This window comes from Pantoea sp. X85 (genome assembly GCF_029623675.1).
GTDB classification, from domain to species: domain Bacteria; phylum Pseudomonadota; class Gammaproteobacteria; order Enterobacterales; family Enterobacteriaceae; genus Pantoea; species Pantoea leporis.
The window spans coordinates 317,823-333,007 of the sequence record NZ_CP121109.1 but is presented as its reverse complement, the minus strand read 5'-3'; the positions used below and the strand labels follow the sequence as shown (position 1 = coordinate 333,007).

15 protein-coding genes are annotated in these 15,185 nt (G+C 55.1%); 2 read left to right on the top strand and 13 right to left on the bottom strand.

Annotated elements, in window-relative coordinates; all coding sequences use genetic code 11:
- Positions 1 to 11: 11 nt before the first annotated feature.
- The gene (locus P6287_RS21105) at positions 12 to 1,952 is read right to left on the bottom strand and encodes a methyl-accepting chemotaxis protein (protein ID WP_110866973.1); all 1,941 of its coding nucleotides are present in this window, start codon (positions 1,950 to 1,952) and stop codon (positions 12 to 14) included.
- A 269-nt stretch (positions 1,953 to 2,221) separates the two neighbouring features.
- Here P6287_RS21105 and P6287_RS21100 point away from each other — a divergent pair, with 269 nt between their 5' ends.
- On the top strand, positions 2,222 to 3,331 hold the full coding sequence (locus tag P6287_RS21100; RefSeq protein ID WP_277975310.1) for a Fic family protein: 1,110 nt from the start codon (positions 2,222 to 2,224) through the stop codon (positions 3,329 to 3,331).
- A 42-nt stretch (positions 3,332 to 3,373) separates the two neighbouring features.
- On the opposite strand, the gene P6287_RS21095 is transcribed toward P6287_RS21100, so the two are convergent.
- From P6287_RS21095 to P6287_RS21085, 3 genes are all read right to left on the bottom strand, one after another.
- The gene (locus P6287_RS21095) at positions 3,374 to 3,721 is read right to left on the bottom strand and encodes a YebG family protein (protein WP_110866975.1); all 348 of its coding nucleotides are present in this window, start codon (positions 3,719 to 3,721) and stop codon (positions 3,374 to 3,376) included.
- 73 nt (positions 3,722 to 3,794) lie between these two features.
- A complete protein-coding gene (locus P6287_RS21090; RefSeq protein WP_008108794.1) occupies positions 3,795 to 4,589 on the bottom strand; it encodes an SIR2 family protein in 795 nt (264 codons plus the stop codon).
- Positions 4,586 to 5,146 carry a non-canonical purine NTP pyrophosphatase gene (locus tag P6287_RS21085; RefSeq protein WP_101761408.1) on the bottom strand — a complete coding sequence of 187 codons (561 nt, stop codon included), beginning with the start codon at positions 5,144 to 5,146 and terminating at the stop codon, positions 4,586 to 4,588. Before P6287_RS21085 ends, P6287_RS21090 begins: the two co-directional genes overlap by 4 nt.
- A gap of 399 nt (positions 5,147 to 5,545) precedes the next feature.
- On the opposite strand from P6287_RS21085, the gene P6287_RS21080 reads away from it, so the two are divergent.
- Entirely contained in the window at positions 5,546 to 6,706 is a 1,161-nt protein-coding gene (locus P6287_RS21080; RefSeq protein ID WP_225614485.1) for an EAL domain-containing protein, read from the top strand.
- A gap of 52 nt (positions 6,707 to 6,758) precedes the next feature.
- Here P6287_RS21080 and P6287_RS21075 read toward each other — a convergent pair whose 3' ends face one another.
- From P6287_RS21075 to P6287_RS21035, 9 genes are all read right to left on the bottom strand, one after another.
- Positions 6,759 to 7,088, bottom strand: coding sequence for a hypothetical protein (locus P6287_RS21075; RefSeq protein WP_277975309.1), 330 nt, complete (start codon positions 7,086 to 7,088; stop codon positions 6,759 to 6,761).
- A 424-nt stretch (positions 7,089 to 7,512) separates the two neighbouring features.
- Complete coding sequence (locus P6287_RS21070; RefSeq protein ID WP_192235003.1) at positions 7,513 to 8,418, bottom strand: ABC transporter substrate-binding protein; 906 nt, start codon at positions 8,416 to 8,418, stop codon at positions 7,513 to 7,515.
- Positions 8,418 to 9,212: an amino acid ABC transporter ATP-binding protein gene (locus P6287_RS21065; RefSeq protein ID WP_277975308.1), complete on the bottom strand. Its 795-nt coding sequence runs from the start codon at positions 9,210 to 9,212 to the stop codon at positions 8,418 to 8,420. The genes P6287_RS21070 and P6287_RS21065 overlap by 1 nt, the downstream gene beginning before the upstream one ends.
- A complete protein-coding gene (locus P6287_RS21060; protein WP_110868467.1) occupies positions 9,196 to 10,122 on the bottom strand; it encodes an amino acid ABC transporter permease in 927 nt (308 codons plus the stop codon). Before P6287_RS21060 ends, P6287_RS21065 begins: the two co-directional genes overlap by 17 nt.
- Positions 10,123 to 10,131: 9 nt before the next feature.
- Positions 10,132 to 10,644 (bottom strand): GNAT family N-acetyltransferase, encoded by a 513-nt coding sequence (locus P6287_RS21055; protein WP_101761402.1) that lies wholly within the window; start codon positions 10,642 to 10,644, stop codon positions 10,132 to 10,134.
- A gap of 9 nt (positions 10,645 to 10,653) precedes the next feature.
- Positions 10,654 to 11,586: an ABC transporter substrate-binding protein gene (locus P6287_RS21050; protein WP_101761401.1), complete on the bottom strand. Its 933-nt coding sequence runs from the start codon at positions 11,584 to 11,586 to the stop codon at positions 10,654 to 10,656.
- A gap of 18 nt (positions 11,587 to 11,604) precedes the next feature.
- Positions 11,605 to 12,918, bottom strand: coding sequence for an LLM class flavin-dependent oxidoreductase (locus tag P6287_RS21045; RefSeq protein WP_110868465.1), 1,314 nt, complete (start codon positions 12,916 to 12,918; stop codon positions 11,605 to 11,607).
- An 83-nt stretch (positions 12,919 to 13,001) separates the two neighbouring features.
- Positions 13,002 to 14,159, bottom strand: coding sequence for an amidohydrolase (locus P6287_RS21040; RefSeq protein ID WP_277975307.1), 1,158 nt, complete (start codon positions 14,157 to 14,159; stop codon positions 13,002 to 13,004).
- 22 nt (positions 14,160 to 14,181) lie between these two features.
- Positions 14,182 to 15,177: an MsnO8 family LLM class oxidoreductase gene (locus P6287_RS21035; protein ID WP_137386971.1), complete on the bottom strand. Its 996-nt coding sequence runs from the start codon at positions 15,175 to 15,177 to the stop codon at positions 14,182 to 14,184.
- Positions 15,178 to 15,185 lie beyond the last annotated feature (8 nt).

Genomic DNA, 15,185 nt, shown 5'->3' with positions numbered 1-15,185 from the left:
CTAAGGCTCAATTAACTCAGCTGGAAACGCCCAACGGTGTTCGCCAGCTGCGAGGCCTGATCTTCCAGCGAACTGGCGGCGGCAGACATCTCTTGCACCAGCGCGGCGTTCTGCTGCGTGGTGCTGTCCATCTCGTTCACCGCGATGGTCACCTGACTGATGCCGCGCGCCTGCTCATCGGAAGCAATCACAATTTCACCGATAATGGTGCGCACCGAATTCACCGCCTGCGTCATCTCCTGCATGGTCTTGCCCGCATCCTGCACCAGCTGCACGCCGCTGCCGACGCGCTGCGTGGATTCTTCAATCAGCGCGCCGATATCTTTCACCGCATTGGCGCTGCGTTGGGCCAGATTACGGACTTCCGACGCCACCACGGCAAAGCCGCGTCCTTGTTCTCCGGCACGCGCCGCTTCTACTGCGGCGTTCAGCGCCAGAATATTGGTCTGGAAGGCGATGCTATTGATGATGGCGGTGATGTCACCAATTTTCTTCGCGCTGTCGTCAATTTGCGCCATGGTTTGCACCACTTCGCCCACCAGCGTTTCACCACGGCTGGCAATGTGCGTGGCGTTGTCGGTGAGCGTTGTCGCCTGATGCGCGTTGGTGGCGTTGTGTTTCACCGTGGCAGTGATTTGCTCCATGCTGGCGGCCGTTTGCTCCAGCGCGGCAGCTTGCTGCTCGGTACGCGAGGCGAGATTGAGGTTGCCGCTGGCGATTTCACCCGCGCCCTGACGCACCGACGAACTGGCATCCTGAATCTGTCCCACGATATCGCGCAGCTGGTTCTGCATGGTATGCAGCGCATAGAACAAGCTGCTGTTATCGCGACCTTTCAACGTGATGACGTTATCGAGTTTGCCATCGGCGACGGCCAGCGCGATGGTCGCGGCTTCCAGCGGTTCGCCACCAATCGGCTTCAGCACTTTGCGGCTGAACAGCATGCCAAGCAGCGTACACACCACCAGAATGCTGATGATCATCAGGATCACCGCGTTAATCAGTTGACGATGCGCCGCCGCCATCACCTGGCTGACCGGCGCAACCACGCCGAGATACCATTTCTGATCGCTGTTACCAATCACCACCGGCTGCCAGGTCACCAGCGCATCTTCACCCAGCAACGCATCATGATGTTCCATCACGCTGCTGCTGAAGTTATGGGTATCACCTTTCCACGGCTTGCTGGTCTGGCTTTTATCCGGATAGGAAACCACATTACCCGCGCTGGAGAGCAACATCGCATAGCCGCTGCCATCCCACGGTTTGATTTTGTTGACCTTCTCCTGCAGCGACGCCAGCGAAATATCGGACGTCACCACGCCCCACAGTTTGCCCTGGCTCACAATCGGCGCCGCTACCGAAGTCAGCAGCGTCGGCACGCCGTTGTAGGCGTAGCTGTAAGGCTCAATCAGCATATCTTTCTGACTTTTTTGCGGCAGCAGATAGTAATCGCCCTGACCTGGCGTGAAGATCGAGGTCAGCGGATGCAGGTTAAAATTGCCGGTTTGATCGCGATCGACGAAGAAGGCGTAGCGACCTTTCGGTGCCGCATTGGCTTGGGTGGCGAACTCCGCGTCACGTCCGTCGAAGGCGTTCTCTTCGAAGATCACCGAGATCGACAGGTAATCGGGATTATCGCGCAGCGCCGATTCCATCAGCTTATCAGCAACTTTACGGTCCTGAATGCCCGCCGCTGGCAATGCGATCAAGCTGTGGCCGAGGTTATGCGCCACATCGCGCGCGTAGCTAAGTTCATGCTGAATTTGCAGCGCCTGGCTTTGTGCAATCTGCTGCAGATAGCTTTCGGCCAGTGACTTTTGTTCGTTACTGGATTGCCAGCTCAGCACGCCGATGGTTACGGCAAAGCCGAGTGTGATGGTTAAGGCGCCCGTCAGCAGCATCTGCGTGCGGGTGCTCATTGTTTTCTTGGGTGATGCGTGTTTGGCCATTATGGCGCTCCTGGAGTTGACACTTTTCGGTATTCAGAACCACTCCCTGTGCGCGTGCATCCTTTGAACACTCTATCGGCGCGCGGCGGTGGAACTTGATGGCAACGCACCAAACTCCGTTGGGGCGCCATTTATGGCGACCGTCATCAGGTCAGCGCCCAATACACGCTCTCTCTGCTGGTCAATGAGCCGATTACAGACTATTATTCAGCTCAATATATGAGCCGAATATCCGTTCTATTCAGCTCACGCGATTCAGGAGTGACTTTATGATGTGGATTTGGCAGCAGCCTGATTGGCCGCAGTTTCGCTGGCAGGATGAGAAATTACTGCCGCGCCTGCGCCAGTTGCAGCAGCAGCGCGGCGTCTTGCTGGGCCGCGCCAGCGTGCAAGATAACAGCGATCAACAAACGCTGGATACGCTGCTCAGCAATATCCTCTCTTCCTCAGCGATTGAAGATGAGCGCGTCAACGCGCAGTCGGTACGATCGTCCCTTGCCCGCCGTTTAGGTGTATCGCTCGATCAGCCTTACCCGGTTTCCGAACGTTCCGAAGGTTTGGCAACCATGATGATGGATGCCATCACGCAACGCGATCAGGAACTCACGTTGGCGCGTTTATGCCAGTGGCATCGCTGGTTATTCCCCGCAAGCGAATGGACCATCAAGCGACTGAATGTCGGCACGCTGCGCGGTGATGAACCGATGCAGGTCGTTTCGGGGCGTATCGATCGGCCAACAGTACATTTCGAAGCACCGCCGCGCGCCGGGCTGGAGGCACAGCTTGAAGAATTTATCGCGTGGTTTAATCACAGCCGCGCGGATCCGCTACTCGACCCGCTGTTGCGCGCCGCGCTGTGCCATCTGTGGTTCGTTACGCTGCACCCGTTTGATGACGGTAATGGACGCATCACCCGCGCCCTGACCGATTTGGCGCTGGCGCAGGCGGATAGCCAGAGCATCCGCTTGTATGCCATGTCCGCATCGATTCTGGCGCAACGTGCCGATTATTACCGCATCCTGCAGCAGACGCAGCGCGGTGCGCTGGACGTCACAGATTGGCTGCTGTGGTTTTGTGATGTGCTGAATGACAGCCTTGAGCGCGCGCTGGAAACCGTCACGCGCACGCAAAACAAAGCGCGCTTCTGGTTAATGCACAATGCTGCTGAGCTGAGTGCGGAGCAAACCCGCGTGCTGAATCGCTTACTGGATGGCGGTGAACAGGGATTTAACGCAGGCATAAGCGCCGGCCAGTATCAGAAGGTGGCGAAAGTGAGTAAAGCCACGGCGACGCGACATCTGACAGAACTGCTGGCGAAAGGTTGTCTGGAGAAATTACCCGGCGGCGGGCGCAGCACGCGCTACCAGATTAAGCATTGATGGGTAACCAGGTGCGCGTCAATGCGCACCTGACAAAACGGCTTACGCCGCTTTAACCGCGCGGACTTTCTTTTCCGGCGCTACCGCTTCCGCTTCGCTCTCGGTTTCCGCAGCGGCTTCAGGCGCTTGCGCAACCTCTTCTGCCTTTACAATATCCGGCAGCTTGCTGGTGCGCAGGATATGCTGCACCGCGTCTTTCTGTTCAGCCAACAGCAGACCCAATGCTTCGGCCTGCGCTTCACCCAAATCTGGCTGATGTTGCTGTAGCCAATCGGTAAAGGCGTCTGCCATATCGAGCATTTTGTCCCAGGCATCCGCGTCTTTTTTATTGGCAAACGTCATCTTTTCTTCACCCTTTCTGACTACAACATATTTGGTTTCGACTGCCATGATGCACCTCGATTAACTGTATTTATATACAGTATATTCTGATCAAACTTTTCCAGGCAATGACTTTCTGCTGTTAAGCCAGTAATTCTTCCAGGAATAGCGCCAACGCTTTGCGCGGATCGTCCTCTTCCGAGACGATCATCTCAATGCCCCACTGCCCTAATACCTCTTTTGCCACCGGGTTGTTGCGGTTGGTGAACAGGTACGATTTAGGACGCGCGGTGGCCAATCCGGTTCGGCCCCACATTTTTGTCAGGCGGTAGAATAACAGACGAATATTGAAATCGCTGATGCTGTAGCCCACAAACAATACCGAGTTGCCCATGACGTCGTGCGTGAGTTTGATATCCAGCGGCGAATCAAAATAGAGGCGTTCAAAGTAGCTGCTTTCATCCAGCACAATTGACGTATCGTCGTCGAAATCACCATGCAGTTTGATGATGTGGCGCTTATCTTCAGTCAACGACACCAAATCTGCCGCGTTCGCTACTTTACTGTAAGGCACGTTGTGCGCCTCATGCGCCATTTCAAGCCAGCGATCGTAATTGGTGGTGTAGATGCGTGAGAAATTGCCTTGGGTGATCATGGTATGGATTTCAGAACTGCGCACGTCAATATCCGGGCGATGCCATTCGCGATCCATCCAGCTGCGCAGCGGTCCCAGCGAGCCTTTACGCTGCTTGTAATACTCCGCCAGCGACAGATGCGTGCCGTAGGTATTGAAGATTTTTGGGTCGTAGCCCAGCTCTTTAGCCAGGTGCGCAATCAGTTCATGCCATTCCGGCAGGCCAAGATTGCGTGAAATGCCTGCACCGGCGAACAGGATCAGTTTACCGGCGTCATAGGCGCGTTTTAGCTCGGGTTTCATGCCAATCCCCGCGATGTTTTCAAAAAGGTTGCGAAGCGATCCAGCGCCAGGCGACGCATCGAAATCTCATTTTTCAGCTCGCCCATTTCGGCGAAAGTTTGCGTGTGCCCTTCCGGGATAAACACGCAGTCCCATTGAAATTCGCGTGGACCAGCAGGCTCGGTGGCGATGGTGCCGCGCAGTTCGCCTTCGAACTGATACATTTTTTGCCCATCGCAATAGCCAAGCACGGTTTTTGCCGTGACGCAGGCGCTATCTAAACCGTTCACCAGTTTGGTGAAGCGCTCAGCATTCAGGCGGCTCCAGAAGATGCGCGTCAATCCGGCCGGTAAGCCGTTCAGGCCATCCAGATAGAGCCCGGTGTGTTCGACAAACAGCGGACGACCAATAATAGAGAACGCTTTGGTGAGCTTGTCGCGCACCAGTTCAACCTCATTTTCAGTCTGAATCTCTTCAATACGGCGTGCGATGGGCAGCACTTCGACACCGACCGGCTCAAGGATGGTACGCACCTCGGCCAGCTTTAGTTCATTGGCAGACAGGAATCGTATTTTCATTGCAATCAGTATGTTGAAGGTGAGTTTAAGCTTTGTGAAAGCCTTTCCGTTGGTCGTTGATTCTAGCGCGCCTACCGGGCACTGGGTAGGAACAATCTCTGATAGGAGAAAACAAAATTATGACTTTATCGATGCAAGAATCTAGAATAATTATGCGATTAAATTTAATAAATATGACAGTAAAAATGAGAACCTCAGATGATTTCTTATTTTAGCTCCAGATATTCCATGCTAAAAGATTTACCCTTCATTTTGCAGGGTGATAACCCAGAAAAAAAATTGCGCTTAACTCTGCTCATTGCTGGATTTTCCAGCATCCTGGCGGGTTTTTATATGGTAGCGACGAATTTCATTAAGGGAGAAAATGGTGTTTCCGCCTTATATTGCCTGAGCACCGCGATGGGATTTTATATTGTCATTGCGGCATTCCGTGACAAGCTGAACAAACATCTCTACATCATCGTGCATGCTTTGTTACTGATCATAATGCTGTTGTTTCTGCTGGATAATGACCACAGAGTAGAAAAACACTCTGAGTACAATTATCTGGTGGCGTTAACCGTTGGCTCAGCATTGGTATTACGCCAGCAAACACCTTACTTAAGTAAAATATTCCCGTTAATCTGCCTGGTGGTTTATCTGTTTTTTATCTCGACCGGATTAACCTGGCAACATAGCGCGTTTCAGCTCAATATTCCGCATGAATCCGGCTTTTATATCGTCAACTGTGCAGTGCCGATGATCGCGCTGTTGTTGACGGCATTCACGCTGCGCGGCAACTACTCCGAAACCGATTTGATCAAACGCGAACTTTCACAAGCCATCGAAAAGAATCAGCTGGAGCTCTATTACCAGCCACAAGTCGACAGCAATAAAAAGCTGATTGGATTTGAAGCCCTGCTGCGCTGGAAGCATCCTGTTAAAGGCTTTATTTCACCCGAAGTGTTTATTCCAGTGGCCGAAAAAAGTGGCTTGATTATCGACATTGGCAAGTGGGTGATGGAACACACCTTACAGCAAATCGCCGAATGGGATCGCGGTCAGCACCTTAGTGATTTGGTGTTTTCTGTTAACATCAGTCCGCTGCAGTTAATACACCGCGATTTCACCCAGGATACCTTGTTATCGCTGTCGCATTATAAAATCCGCCCCGAACGCCTCAAGTTTGAAATTACTGAAACCACTTTTGTCTACGACCAGAAGCGTATTGGCGACGTAATCAGCCATTTTAGCCAATTAGGTGTTAAATGGGCGATTGATGACTTTGGCGTCGGCTATTCATCGCTTAAATCGATCAGTGATTTTGCCATTGATGATATTAAGATTGATAAATCATTAATCATGCAGATTTTTAAAAATGAGTCATCGGCGATTGTGGTGCAGAAAACCATCGAGTTATCGCGTGAAATGGGTCTGAATGTGCTGGCTGAAGGCATCGAGAGTGAGGAGTATTTCACCTACCTGCGCGATAAAGGCTGTCATCTGTTTCAGGGCTACCATTTCGCCCGCCCGCTGCCGCCCGCAGATGCGCAGGTATGGATCAAGAAAGCCAAAATATAATCTGCTGTTTTGCAGGGTCGCCATTTATGGCGACCGGCACACGGCATATTAACTAAAACAGTAGTTTCGCAAGTGAAAGACCCGCTCCTAAGGTTACAAATTGGGTAGTCACCATCCATTTGGTTTGTGTAATCATTGCTTTATATAAATCGACCTTTATCGCCGCAACATCCTCCTTGGTAGCGTAATTAGACTTGATCACCGCTACATCCGCTTTCACGGCAGCCACATCCTCTTTAGTCGCATAATTTGACTTGATTACCGCCACATCCGCTTTGACCGCTTCGACATCCTGTTTCGTGGCATAGTTTGACTTAATCACCGCTACGTCAGAAACCAATACGGTAACATTGTCTTCCAGACTTTTAACACGCTCTTGCATTCCTTTACCTCCGCTCGGTGGTTGTCCGCCTTGTTTGCATTTACGTTGACGGCACGCATAATTGATAACACTTTATTTAACGGTTCAGCTAACATTATTTCACCCCAATCGTTTCCATTTTTGATTGGGTAATGCAGGTTGACGGTAGGCCATATAATCAAACTCCCTTTTGCAATGGTAAACGTTAAACTCCGCACTCGCCCAAAACCCTGAACATCTTAACACCGGTTTTTTTCACAAACATTAGTGGTTTGAATAAGAAAATAAAAATAACTGTCAAAAAAACAAAGAAGATAATCAATCAACTGAGCAAGTAACAATCTACAGACAATTTAATGTGAGCCGACCTAAAACCCAATGAAATAAAAAAAGCCCACAACTTTCACATCGTGAGCTTTCTCGCAAAATTAAGCAGAACAGAAAATTACTGGTAAACAATCCCCGGCGGATTCACCTGCGAGGTTTCCACCGCCTCTTCCTGTTCGCCCCAGCGTGCCAATACTTGTTTGTACTCGCCGCTGGCAATCGCGCCATTGATCGCCTGCTGCAGTGCCACATCCAATCCATTACCTTTTTTAGTGGTCACCGCCACCCAAGCGCGGAACGGGCCGTGACCGACGATTTTGGTCTGCCCGCGCGAAGCGACTTTCCATGCTGCCAATGATTGAGGGCCAAACGTTGCATCCGCACGTCCCGAAAGCAGCGCCAGCGTGGCCGCCGCATCATCGTTGAGATAGATCGGCTGCACCGGCGCTAAACCTTGCGCGCGGTTCTTCTCATCCCAGCTGAGTAAAATCCGCTCCTGATTGGTGCCCGAACCCACAATGATGCGCTTACCCGCCACATCTTCGCGGCCCTTAATCGCAGTTATCGCGCTGTTAGTTTTCACCGCAAAGGCGTGGTTATCCGCGCGATAGGTGGCGAAATCGAACTTCTTTTTGCGCTCTTCGGTGACGGCAATATTGAACATCGCCACGTCATACCGTCCAGCGGTAATACCCAGCGGCCAATCTTCCCAGGCGGCTGGCACCAGCTTCAGCTTTAAACCCAAACTGTCCGCCAGCAGACGCGCAATATCCGGATCGCTGCCGATCAGCGTTTTATTATCCGACGCCCATAAACCGATCGGCGGCGAGTTCATCGCCGTGGTAGCGACGGTCAAATAACCCGGATTCACAAAGTGAAAACCCGCCGGAATTTTCGCGATAGCCTGGGGATTCGCGGCTATATTGATGGGCGTTTCGTTGTTTTTGGCATCCAGCGTTTCTGCTGCGATGGCTGGCGCGCCTGACATCACTGTCAGCAACGCCGCAATAATCACTCGTTCCATTAAAGTACCCGCGCCAGAAAACGTTTGATGCGCTCGTGGCGCGGCTGATTCAGCACCTGATTACTGCTGCCCTGCTCAACAATGCGTCCATCGACCATAAACACCACGTTGTCCGCCACTTCACGCGCAAAACCGACTTCGTGCGTGACAATCACCAGCGTGGTGCCGGAACGCGCCAGCTTTTTGATCACATCCAGCACTTCACCCACCAGCTCGGGATCGAGCGCTGACGTCGGTTCATCAAACAGCATCACGCGCGGATTGAGCATCAAGGCGCGCGCAATCGCGATGCGCTGCTGCTGGCCGCCCGACAAATGGCGCGGCCAGGCATCGGCTTTGTGGCGCAAACCGACCACATCCAGCAGCTCACCGGCACGATCAATCGCTTCACGGCGAGACAGTTGACGATGCGCAATCGGCGCTTCAATCAGATTCTCCAGCACCGTCAGATGCGGGAACAGATTGAAGTTCTGGAACACGTAGCCAACGTTGATGCGCTGACGCAGAATCGCCTGCTCTTTCAGCTCATACAGCTTGTCGCCGCGACGCTGATAACCGATGTAATCGCCATCGATCTGGATATAGCCTTCATCAACGCGCTCCAGATGGTTAATGGTGCGCAGCAGCGTCGATTTGCCCGAGCCAGACGGCCCGAGAATCACCGTCACCGATCCCGGTTCCAGCTCCAGCGACACATCATCCAGCGCTTTCAGTTTGCCGAACGACTTGCTCACGCCGGTAATGCTAATGGCGCCAGCGGTATGCAGATTGCGGTAATCAATGGCTTCGGACATGGGAAAGCTCCTCGGTTGCAGGTTTGGCGCTGCGGTTACGCCATTGACGCCAGCGCGACGGCTGCGGTTCACGGGTGACACTGCGCGCCAGCCAGCGCTCAACGCTGTGCTGCAGCAGTGACAGAACGGTGGTGATGATCAGATACCAGGCCGCGCCGACCATCAGCAGCGGAATCACCTGCTGCGTGCGGTTGTAGATCATCTGAATGGTGTAAAACAGTTCCGGCATCGCCAGCACGTAAACCATTGAGGTGCCTTTGGCGAGGCTGATGATTTCATTAAAAGTGGTAGGAATAATCGCGCGCAGCGCCTGCGGCAGAATGATGCGGAAGGTACGGCGCGTGGAGGATAATCCCAGCGCCGAAGCCGCTTCAAACTGGCCGTGATCGACACCCAAAAAGCCGCCGCGAATGATCTCAGCACTATAAGCGCTCTGCACCAGCGTCAAACCAATCACCGCCGCCGGGAACTGGCCGAGCACGTTGATGGTCTGGAAATGGCCCCAAGACAGCGCGGTAAACGGAATGCCGAGCGACAGCGTGTCGTACAGATAGGAGAAGTTGTAGAGGATGATCAGCACCACGATCAGCGGCAGCGAGCGGAACAGCCAGATATAGCCAAACGCCAGCGTACTCAGCAGCCAGGATGACGAGAGGCGCGCCAGCGCCAGCAAACCGCCAAAAATCAGGCTGAGTATGGTGCCAAACAGCGTCAGCAGCAGCGTTTGCCCCAAACCGCTGAGGATCACCGGATCAAAAAACCATTTGGCGAACACGCCCCATTCCCAGCGCGGATTGAACGCAACCGAATCAATCACGCTGGCCAGAATAAACAACGCGACAATCGCGCCGACGGTACGTGCCGGATAGCGCGCCGGCACCACGGTTAAACGTTGTGGTTCATTACGCATTACAACTCCTTAGCTGGCCTGCGCCACGCTATGTACATCAATCACTTTCAGGAAGCGCAAGCGTCCATCGTGTGGCGGCTGGCTGTAGACTTCCATATCCTCCAGCAGCTCAAACTGCGGCTGATAACCGTGGCCGATATACAACTTCACCGCTTCTGGCTGGCGGAAACCGGTGGTGAGAAACACGCGCTGATAGCCCGCACGCAGCGCACGGCGCTCCAGTTCCTGCAGGATTAGCAGTGCCAATCCCTGACGACGCAGATCGCTGCGCGTCCAGATGCGTTTAAACTCAGCGGTCACCTCGTCGTAGGGTTTATACGCGCCCATCGCGATGATCTCGCCGTCACGCTCCAGCACGATAAACAGCCCGCGCGGCGGTAAATACCATTCGGTCAGCTCCACCTCTTTTTGGCTGGTGAAGAACGCGCCGTAGCGCGCGGTATATTCACCAAACAGTCCGGTCAAAATCGGTTGCAGCTCAGGCGCTTCCGGTGATACTTCGCGGAACAGTTGCTCGCTCATGCGGCCTCCTTAATCGCCCAATCCGGCCGGATTGATCTCTGAACTGTCGATACGCTCAACGCCTTCACCCCAGCGCTTCAGCACCTTGTCGTAATCGCCGTTCTTGATCACGCCATTCAGCGCGGTGTTGATCGGCTGCACTAAACCGCCATCTTTCTTCACCGTTACCGCGATGTGCGCCGCTTTCGGCCAGCCGCCATCGACGCTGCCAACCAAACGCGTCTGCTTGGTCAGCGCCGCTTTCCAGGCGCCAATTACGTTCGGACCAAAGTAGGCATCGGCGCGGCCTGACTGCAGCGCCAGCGTTTGGGCCGCATCGTCTTTGGTATACACCGGCGTAAACGGCTTCAACCCTTTGGCCTGATTCTCTTTATCCCAGGCCAGCAGGATCGATTCCTGATTGGTGCCAGAGCCGACGATAATACGCAGTCCGGCAATATCTTCGGCTTTGGTCAGCGACTTAATTGGACTGCTGGATTTGACGTAAAAACCGAGTGAATCTTTGCGATAGGTGGCGAAATCGAAGCGCTCTTTGCGCTCTTTGGTGACGGTTACGTTACTGATCGCCGCATCGTATTTGCCCGATGCCACGCCCAGCGGCCAGTCTTCCCATGACGTTGGCACCACGTTGAGTTTCAGACCCAGGCTGTCGGCGACTAAGCGGGCGATATCCACTTCGCTGCCGAGCAGGGTTTTGTTGTCATCACTGAATACAGTTAATGGCGGCGAATTCAGCGCGGCGACCGCTACGGTGAACGAACCCGGCACGGCAAAGCGATGTCCAGCCGGGATCTGCGCCACTGCGGCGTCATTTTTCGCGGTATTGATCGGCGTTTTGTTGGCTTCAACACTGATGTTCTGACCGTTAACCGCCACATCTTCGGCGAATACGGCGCTGCTCATGCCCAGCAACAACAGCGCAATAAGAGATTTTTTCTGCATAGCGTTTATTCTCGTGTTTTATTTTTGTGTGTATTGGTTAACCGGATCTTTCAGACCAAAGCTGGCGCGCAGCGTGGTTCCGGGGTATTCGCTGCGGGTTAAACCGCGCGCTTGCAGAATCGGTACCACGCGATCGACAAAGCGTTCGAAGGTATCTGGCGTGCCGCCCTGAATGATGAAGCCATCGGTCGCTTCGCTCTCAAACCACAGCTGCAAACCGTCAGCCACCTGCTCTGGCGTGCCATGGAACAGCGGACGCGGCGTTGCGGCTTCCAGCGCCGCCTGGCGCAGCGTGTGGCCATGCTCGCGCGCCTTACGTTTGATTTCGTCGGTGGTGCTGCGGAAGCTGTTTTGCCCGATATCGCCGAGTTCCGGGAACGGCTCATCCAGCGGATATTGTGAGAAGTCGTGATGATCGAAGAAGCGACCGAGATAGTTGAGCGCATCTTTGATGGAAACCAGCGCGGCGGTGGTTTGATACTGCTGCTCCACATCTTCCGCACTGTCGCCAACAATCACGCCAACGCCCTGGAAAATGTGCAGATCGCCCGGTTCGCGGCCATTCGCCACCAGCTGTTTTTTCACATCGCGGTAGAACGCCTGCGCCTCTTCGCGCGTCGGCTGATGGGTAAAGATGGCATCGGCGTGTTTAGCGGCCAGCTTGCGGCCATCTTCCGATGCGCCCGCCTGGAACACCACCGGACGTCCTTGCGGCGTACGTTCGATATTCAGCGGCCCTTGCACCTGGAAGAAATCGCCGTGGTGATTCAGCGTGTGCAGCTTCTCAGGATCAAAGAACTGGCCGCTCTCTTTATTACGCACGAAAGCGTCGCCTTCCCACGAATCCCACAGCCCTTTCACCACTTGCAGATACTCATCAGCGATGCGGTAGCGCAGCGCGTGTTCCGGATGCTGCTGGCGCGAGAAGTTCTTCGCCGAACCTTCCAGCGGCGAGGTCACCACGTTCCAGCCCGCACGACCGCCGCTCAGATGATCGAGGCTGGCAAACTGCCGCGCCACGGTGAACGGCTCGCTGTATGAGGTGGAAACCGTGCCGACCAAACCAAGATGCTCAGTAACGCCCGCCAGCGCCGACAGCAAGGTCAGCGGCTCGAAGCGATTGAGGAAGTGGGGAATCGATTTTTCGTTAATAAACAGGCCATCGGCAACAAACAGGAAATCCAGCTTGCCCGCTTCCGCCTTGCGCGCAATGTGTTTGGCGTAATCAAAATTGATGCTGGCATCGGCCAGCGCCGCCGGATGACGCCACGCGGACATATTGCCGGACGCGCCATGCAGAATGGTGCCCAATCGCAGTTGTCTTGCAGTCATAATGTTCTCTCTTTTGCCAAGGCGCAGCCTGACGGCGACATGCCTGTCGCCGTGCAGAACCGGAATTAAACGGGTGAATCGCGTTAGTTCAGAATGGCGTCACGACATCGCGCGTTGAGGTGCTGCAACGCTTGCTGAGCCAGTTGCGTAAAGTAGTGTGCAGCGGGGGCAATCAGCGCTTCATCAGGATTGAAGCCGCCATGATGCAGGCCAAATTCGCTCGCGCTGCCAATGCTGACAAACGCCCCGGGGATCTGCTGTAAGTAGTAGGCAAAATCTTCGCCGCCGAGATGTAACTCAGCGGTCTGCACGCGGTAGCCCGCCTGCTGCGCCACGTTGCTGGCAAACTGCGCCCAGCGCGCATCGTTCTCCAGCACCGGCGGACCCGGATGCCAGCTGAAGGTGGCGCTGGCACCGTTGGCGGCGGCGATATTCTCCACCAGCGTGCGGGCGCGCTGCTCCAGCTCCGCGCGCACCTGTTTGTCGTGGGTGCGCACCGTGCCGCCAAATTCGGCCTCGCCGGGCAGTACGTTCCAGGTTTTGCCAGCGTCGATACGCGTCACGCTGAGCACTAAGCTGTCCAGCGTATTGAAGCTGCGGCTGGTGAGCGATTGCAGCGCCTGAATAATCTGGCTGGCGACCACAATGCTGTCCACGCCCTCTTCCGGATGCGCGGCATGCGCGCCTTTGCCGGAAACGCGCACGATAAATTTATCCGCATTGGCGTAAAACGCGCCGCCGCGTGTGGCGAAGGTGCCGGTCGGCAAACCGGGTTCATTGTGCATGCCGAAAATCGCCTGCACCCCGTCCAGCACGCCCGCATTGATCAACTGGCGTGCGCCGGTGGCGTTCTCTTCCGCCGGTTGGAACAGAATACGGATGCGGCCCGGCAAGTGATCTTCAACGGCTTTCAGCTGCAAGGCCGCGCCCAGCATCACCGCGCTGTGAACATCGTGGCCGCAGGCATGCATTACGCCGCTGTTGCGCGAACGGTAAGTGAGTCCGGTGGCTTCGTGAATCGGTAGCGCATCGATATCGGCGCGCAGCGCAATCAACGTGTCGCCGTGCCCCACTTCCACGATCACGCCGGTTTCCAGCGGATAATCCAGCAGACGCAAACCGGCGTCCTGTAACCAACGGCGCAGGCGCGCGGTGGTTTCGACTTCACGGCCGGATAACTCCGGCCAGCTGTGCAGCTCACGTCGCCAGTCAATCAGCTGATGTTCGCTAAATTGCGTCATACCTGCCTCCGGAAGCAGCGAATCATGCGGTGACTAAACGGTGAGTGGCCAACAGTTCGAGTGATTTCACGCGCGCCTGCTCTTCAGCCACCGGCGTATCAATCACGAACTCTTCAATGCCGAAATTCTGATGCAGCGCATCCAGCTTGGCATGCACCTGCGCGGCGGTGCCTTTCAGCAGCGATGGCGTGCGCGGTTCAATCACGTAATCGGTATAACCGCCCTGACGCACGTAGCGTTCGGCCTGCTCGACGCTGCCGACGTTAACGCTGGGGCCATCTTTCACGCTGACGTGGTAAACGCGCAGGTTATCCACCAGCAGATCGGCTTCCGCCGGCGAATCCGCCACCACCACTTGCACCGCCACCAGCGCGCGCTGGCCGTTGCTGTGTTGGCGATAGCTGTTGAGGACTTTTTCCATCAGTTGCGGATCGCCGTTGTGATGCGCCGCAAAAACCAGCTGCCAGCCGAGTTCTGCCGCCAGTTTAGCGCTCTCTTCGCTGGCACCCAGCAGGAAGCGATTGGCCGGACGCGGCGGCTGCGGCGTGGCGCGCAGAATCTCTTCATCGCCCACTGGCGGCACTTGCAACCAGCTATCCAGCAGCGTCAATTGCTCGGCGAAGCTGCCTTTCTCCTGCAGATGCACGCCGAGCTGCAACGCACGCGTTGAGAGTGGCAAGCCGCCTGGCGCTTTGCCGACCCCAACGTCAATGCGGCCCGGCGCTAAGGACGCCAGCAAGTTGAAGTTTTCCGCCACTTTGTACGGGCTGTAGTGTTGCAGCATCACGCCGCCGGAGCCGACGCGAATATGTTGCGTCTGGCCGATGATCCAGGCGATCAGCAGTTCCGGCGACGGACTCGCCAGGCGATCGGTATTGTGGTGTTCCGCTAACCAGAAACGGTGATAGCCCCAGGCTTCCGCCTGCTGCGCCAGCTGTAACGTGCGGTGAAGCGCGTGGCTGGCTGTCTCTCCGTCGGCAATCGGCGATTTATCCAGCAAACTCAGTCGGTATGACATGCGCCTTA

Bases quoted from the DNA above. Each gene is read 5' to 3' on its own strand.
- P6287_RS21105 (WP_110866973.1), bottom strand. From the start codon at position 1,952: ATGGCCAAACACGCATCACCCAAGAAAACAATGAGCACCCGCACGCAG.
- P6287_RS21100 (WP_277975310.1), top strand. From the start codon at position 2,222: ATGATGTGGATTTGGCAGCAGCCTGATTGGCCGCAGTTTCGCTGGCAG.
- P6287_RS21095 (WP_110866975.1), bottom strand. From the start codon at position 3,721: ATGGCAGTCGAAACCAAATATGTTGTAGTCAGAAAGGGTGAAGAAAAG.
- P6287_RS21090 (WP_008108794.1), bottom strand. From the start codon at position 4,589: ATGAAACCCGAGCTAAAACGCGCCTATGACGCCGGTAAACTGATCCTG.
- P6287_RS21085 (WP_101761408.1), bottom strand. From the start codon at position 5,146: ATGAAAATACGATTCCTGTCTGCCAATGAACTAAAGCTGGCCGAGGTG.
- P6287_RS21080 (WP_225614485.1), top strand. From the start codon at position 5,546: ATGGGATTTTATATTGTCATTGCGGCATTCCGTGACAAGCTGAACAAA.
- P6287_RS21075 (WP_277975309.1), bottom strand. From the start codon at position 7,088: ATGCAAGAGCGTGTTAAAAGTCTGGAAGACAATGTTACCGTATTGGTT.
- P6287_RS21070 (WP_192235003.1), bottom strand. From the start codon at position 8,418: ATGGAACGAGTGATTATTGCGGCGTTGCTGACAGTGATGTCAGGCGCG.
- P6287_RS21065 (WP_277975308.1), bottom strand. From the start codon at position 9,212: ATGTCCGAAGCCATTGATTACCGCAATCTGCATACCGCTGGCGCCATT.
- P6287_RS21060 (WP_110868467.1), bottom strand. From the start codon at position 10,122: ATGCGTAATGAACCACAACGTTTAACCGTGGTGCCGGCGCGCTATCCG.
- P6287_RS21055 (WP_101761402.1), bottom strand. From the start codon at position 10,644: ATGAGCGAGCAACTGTTCCGCGAAGTATCACCGGAAGCGCCTGAGCTG.
- P6287_RS21050 (WP_101761401.1), bottom strand. From the start codon at position 11,586: ATGCAGAAAAAATCTCTTATTGCGCTGTTGTTGCTGGGCATGAGCAGC.
- P6287_RS21045 (WP_110868465.1), bottom strand. From the start codon at position 12,918: ATGACTGCAAGACAACTGCGATTGGGCACCATTCTGCATGGCGCGTCC.
- P6287_RS21040 (WP_277975307.1), bottom strand. From the start codon at position 14,159: ATGACGCAATTTAGCGAACATCAGCTGATTGACTGGCGACGTGAGCTG.
- P6287_RS21035 (WP_137386971.1), bottom strand. From the start codon at position 15,177: ATGTCATACCGACTGAGTTTGCTGGATAAATCGCCGATTGCCGACGGA.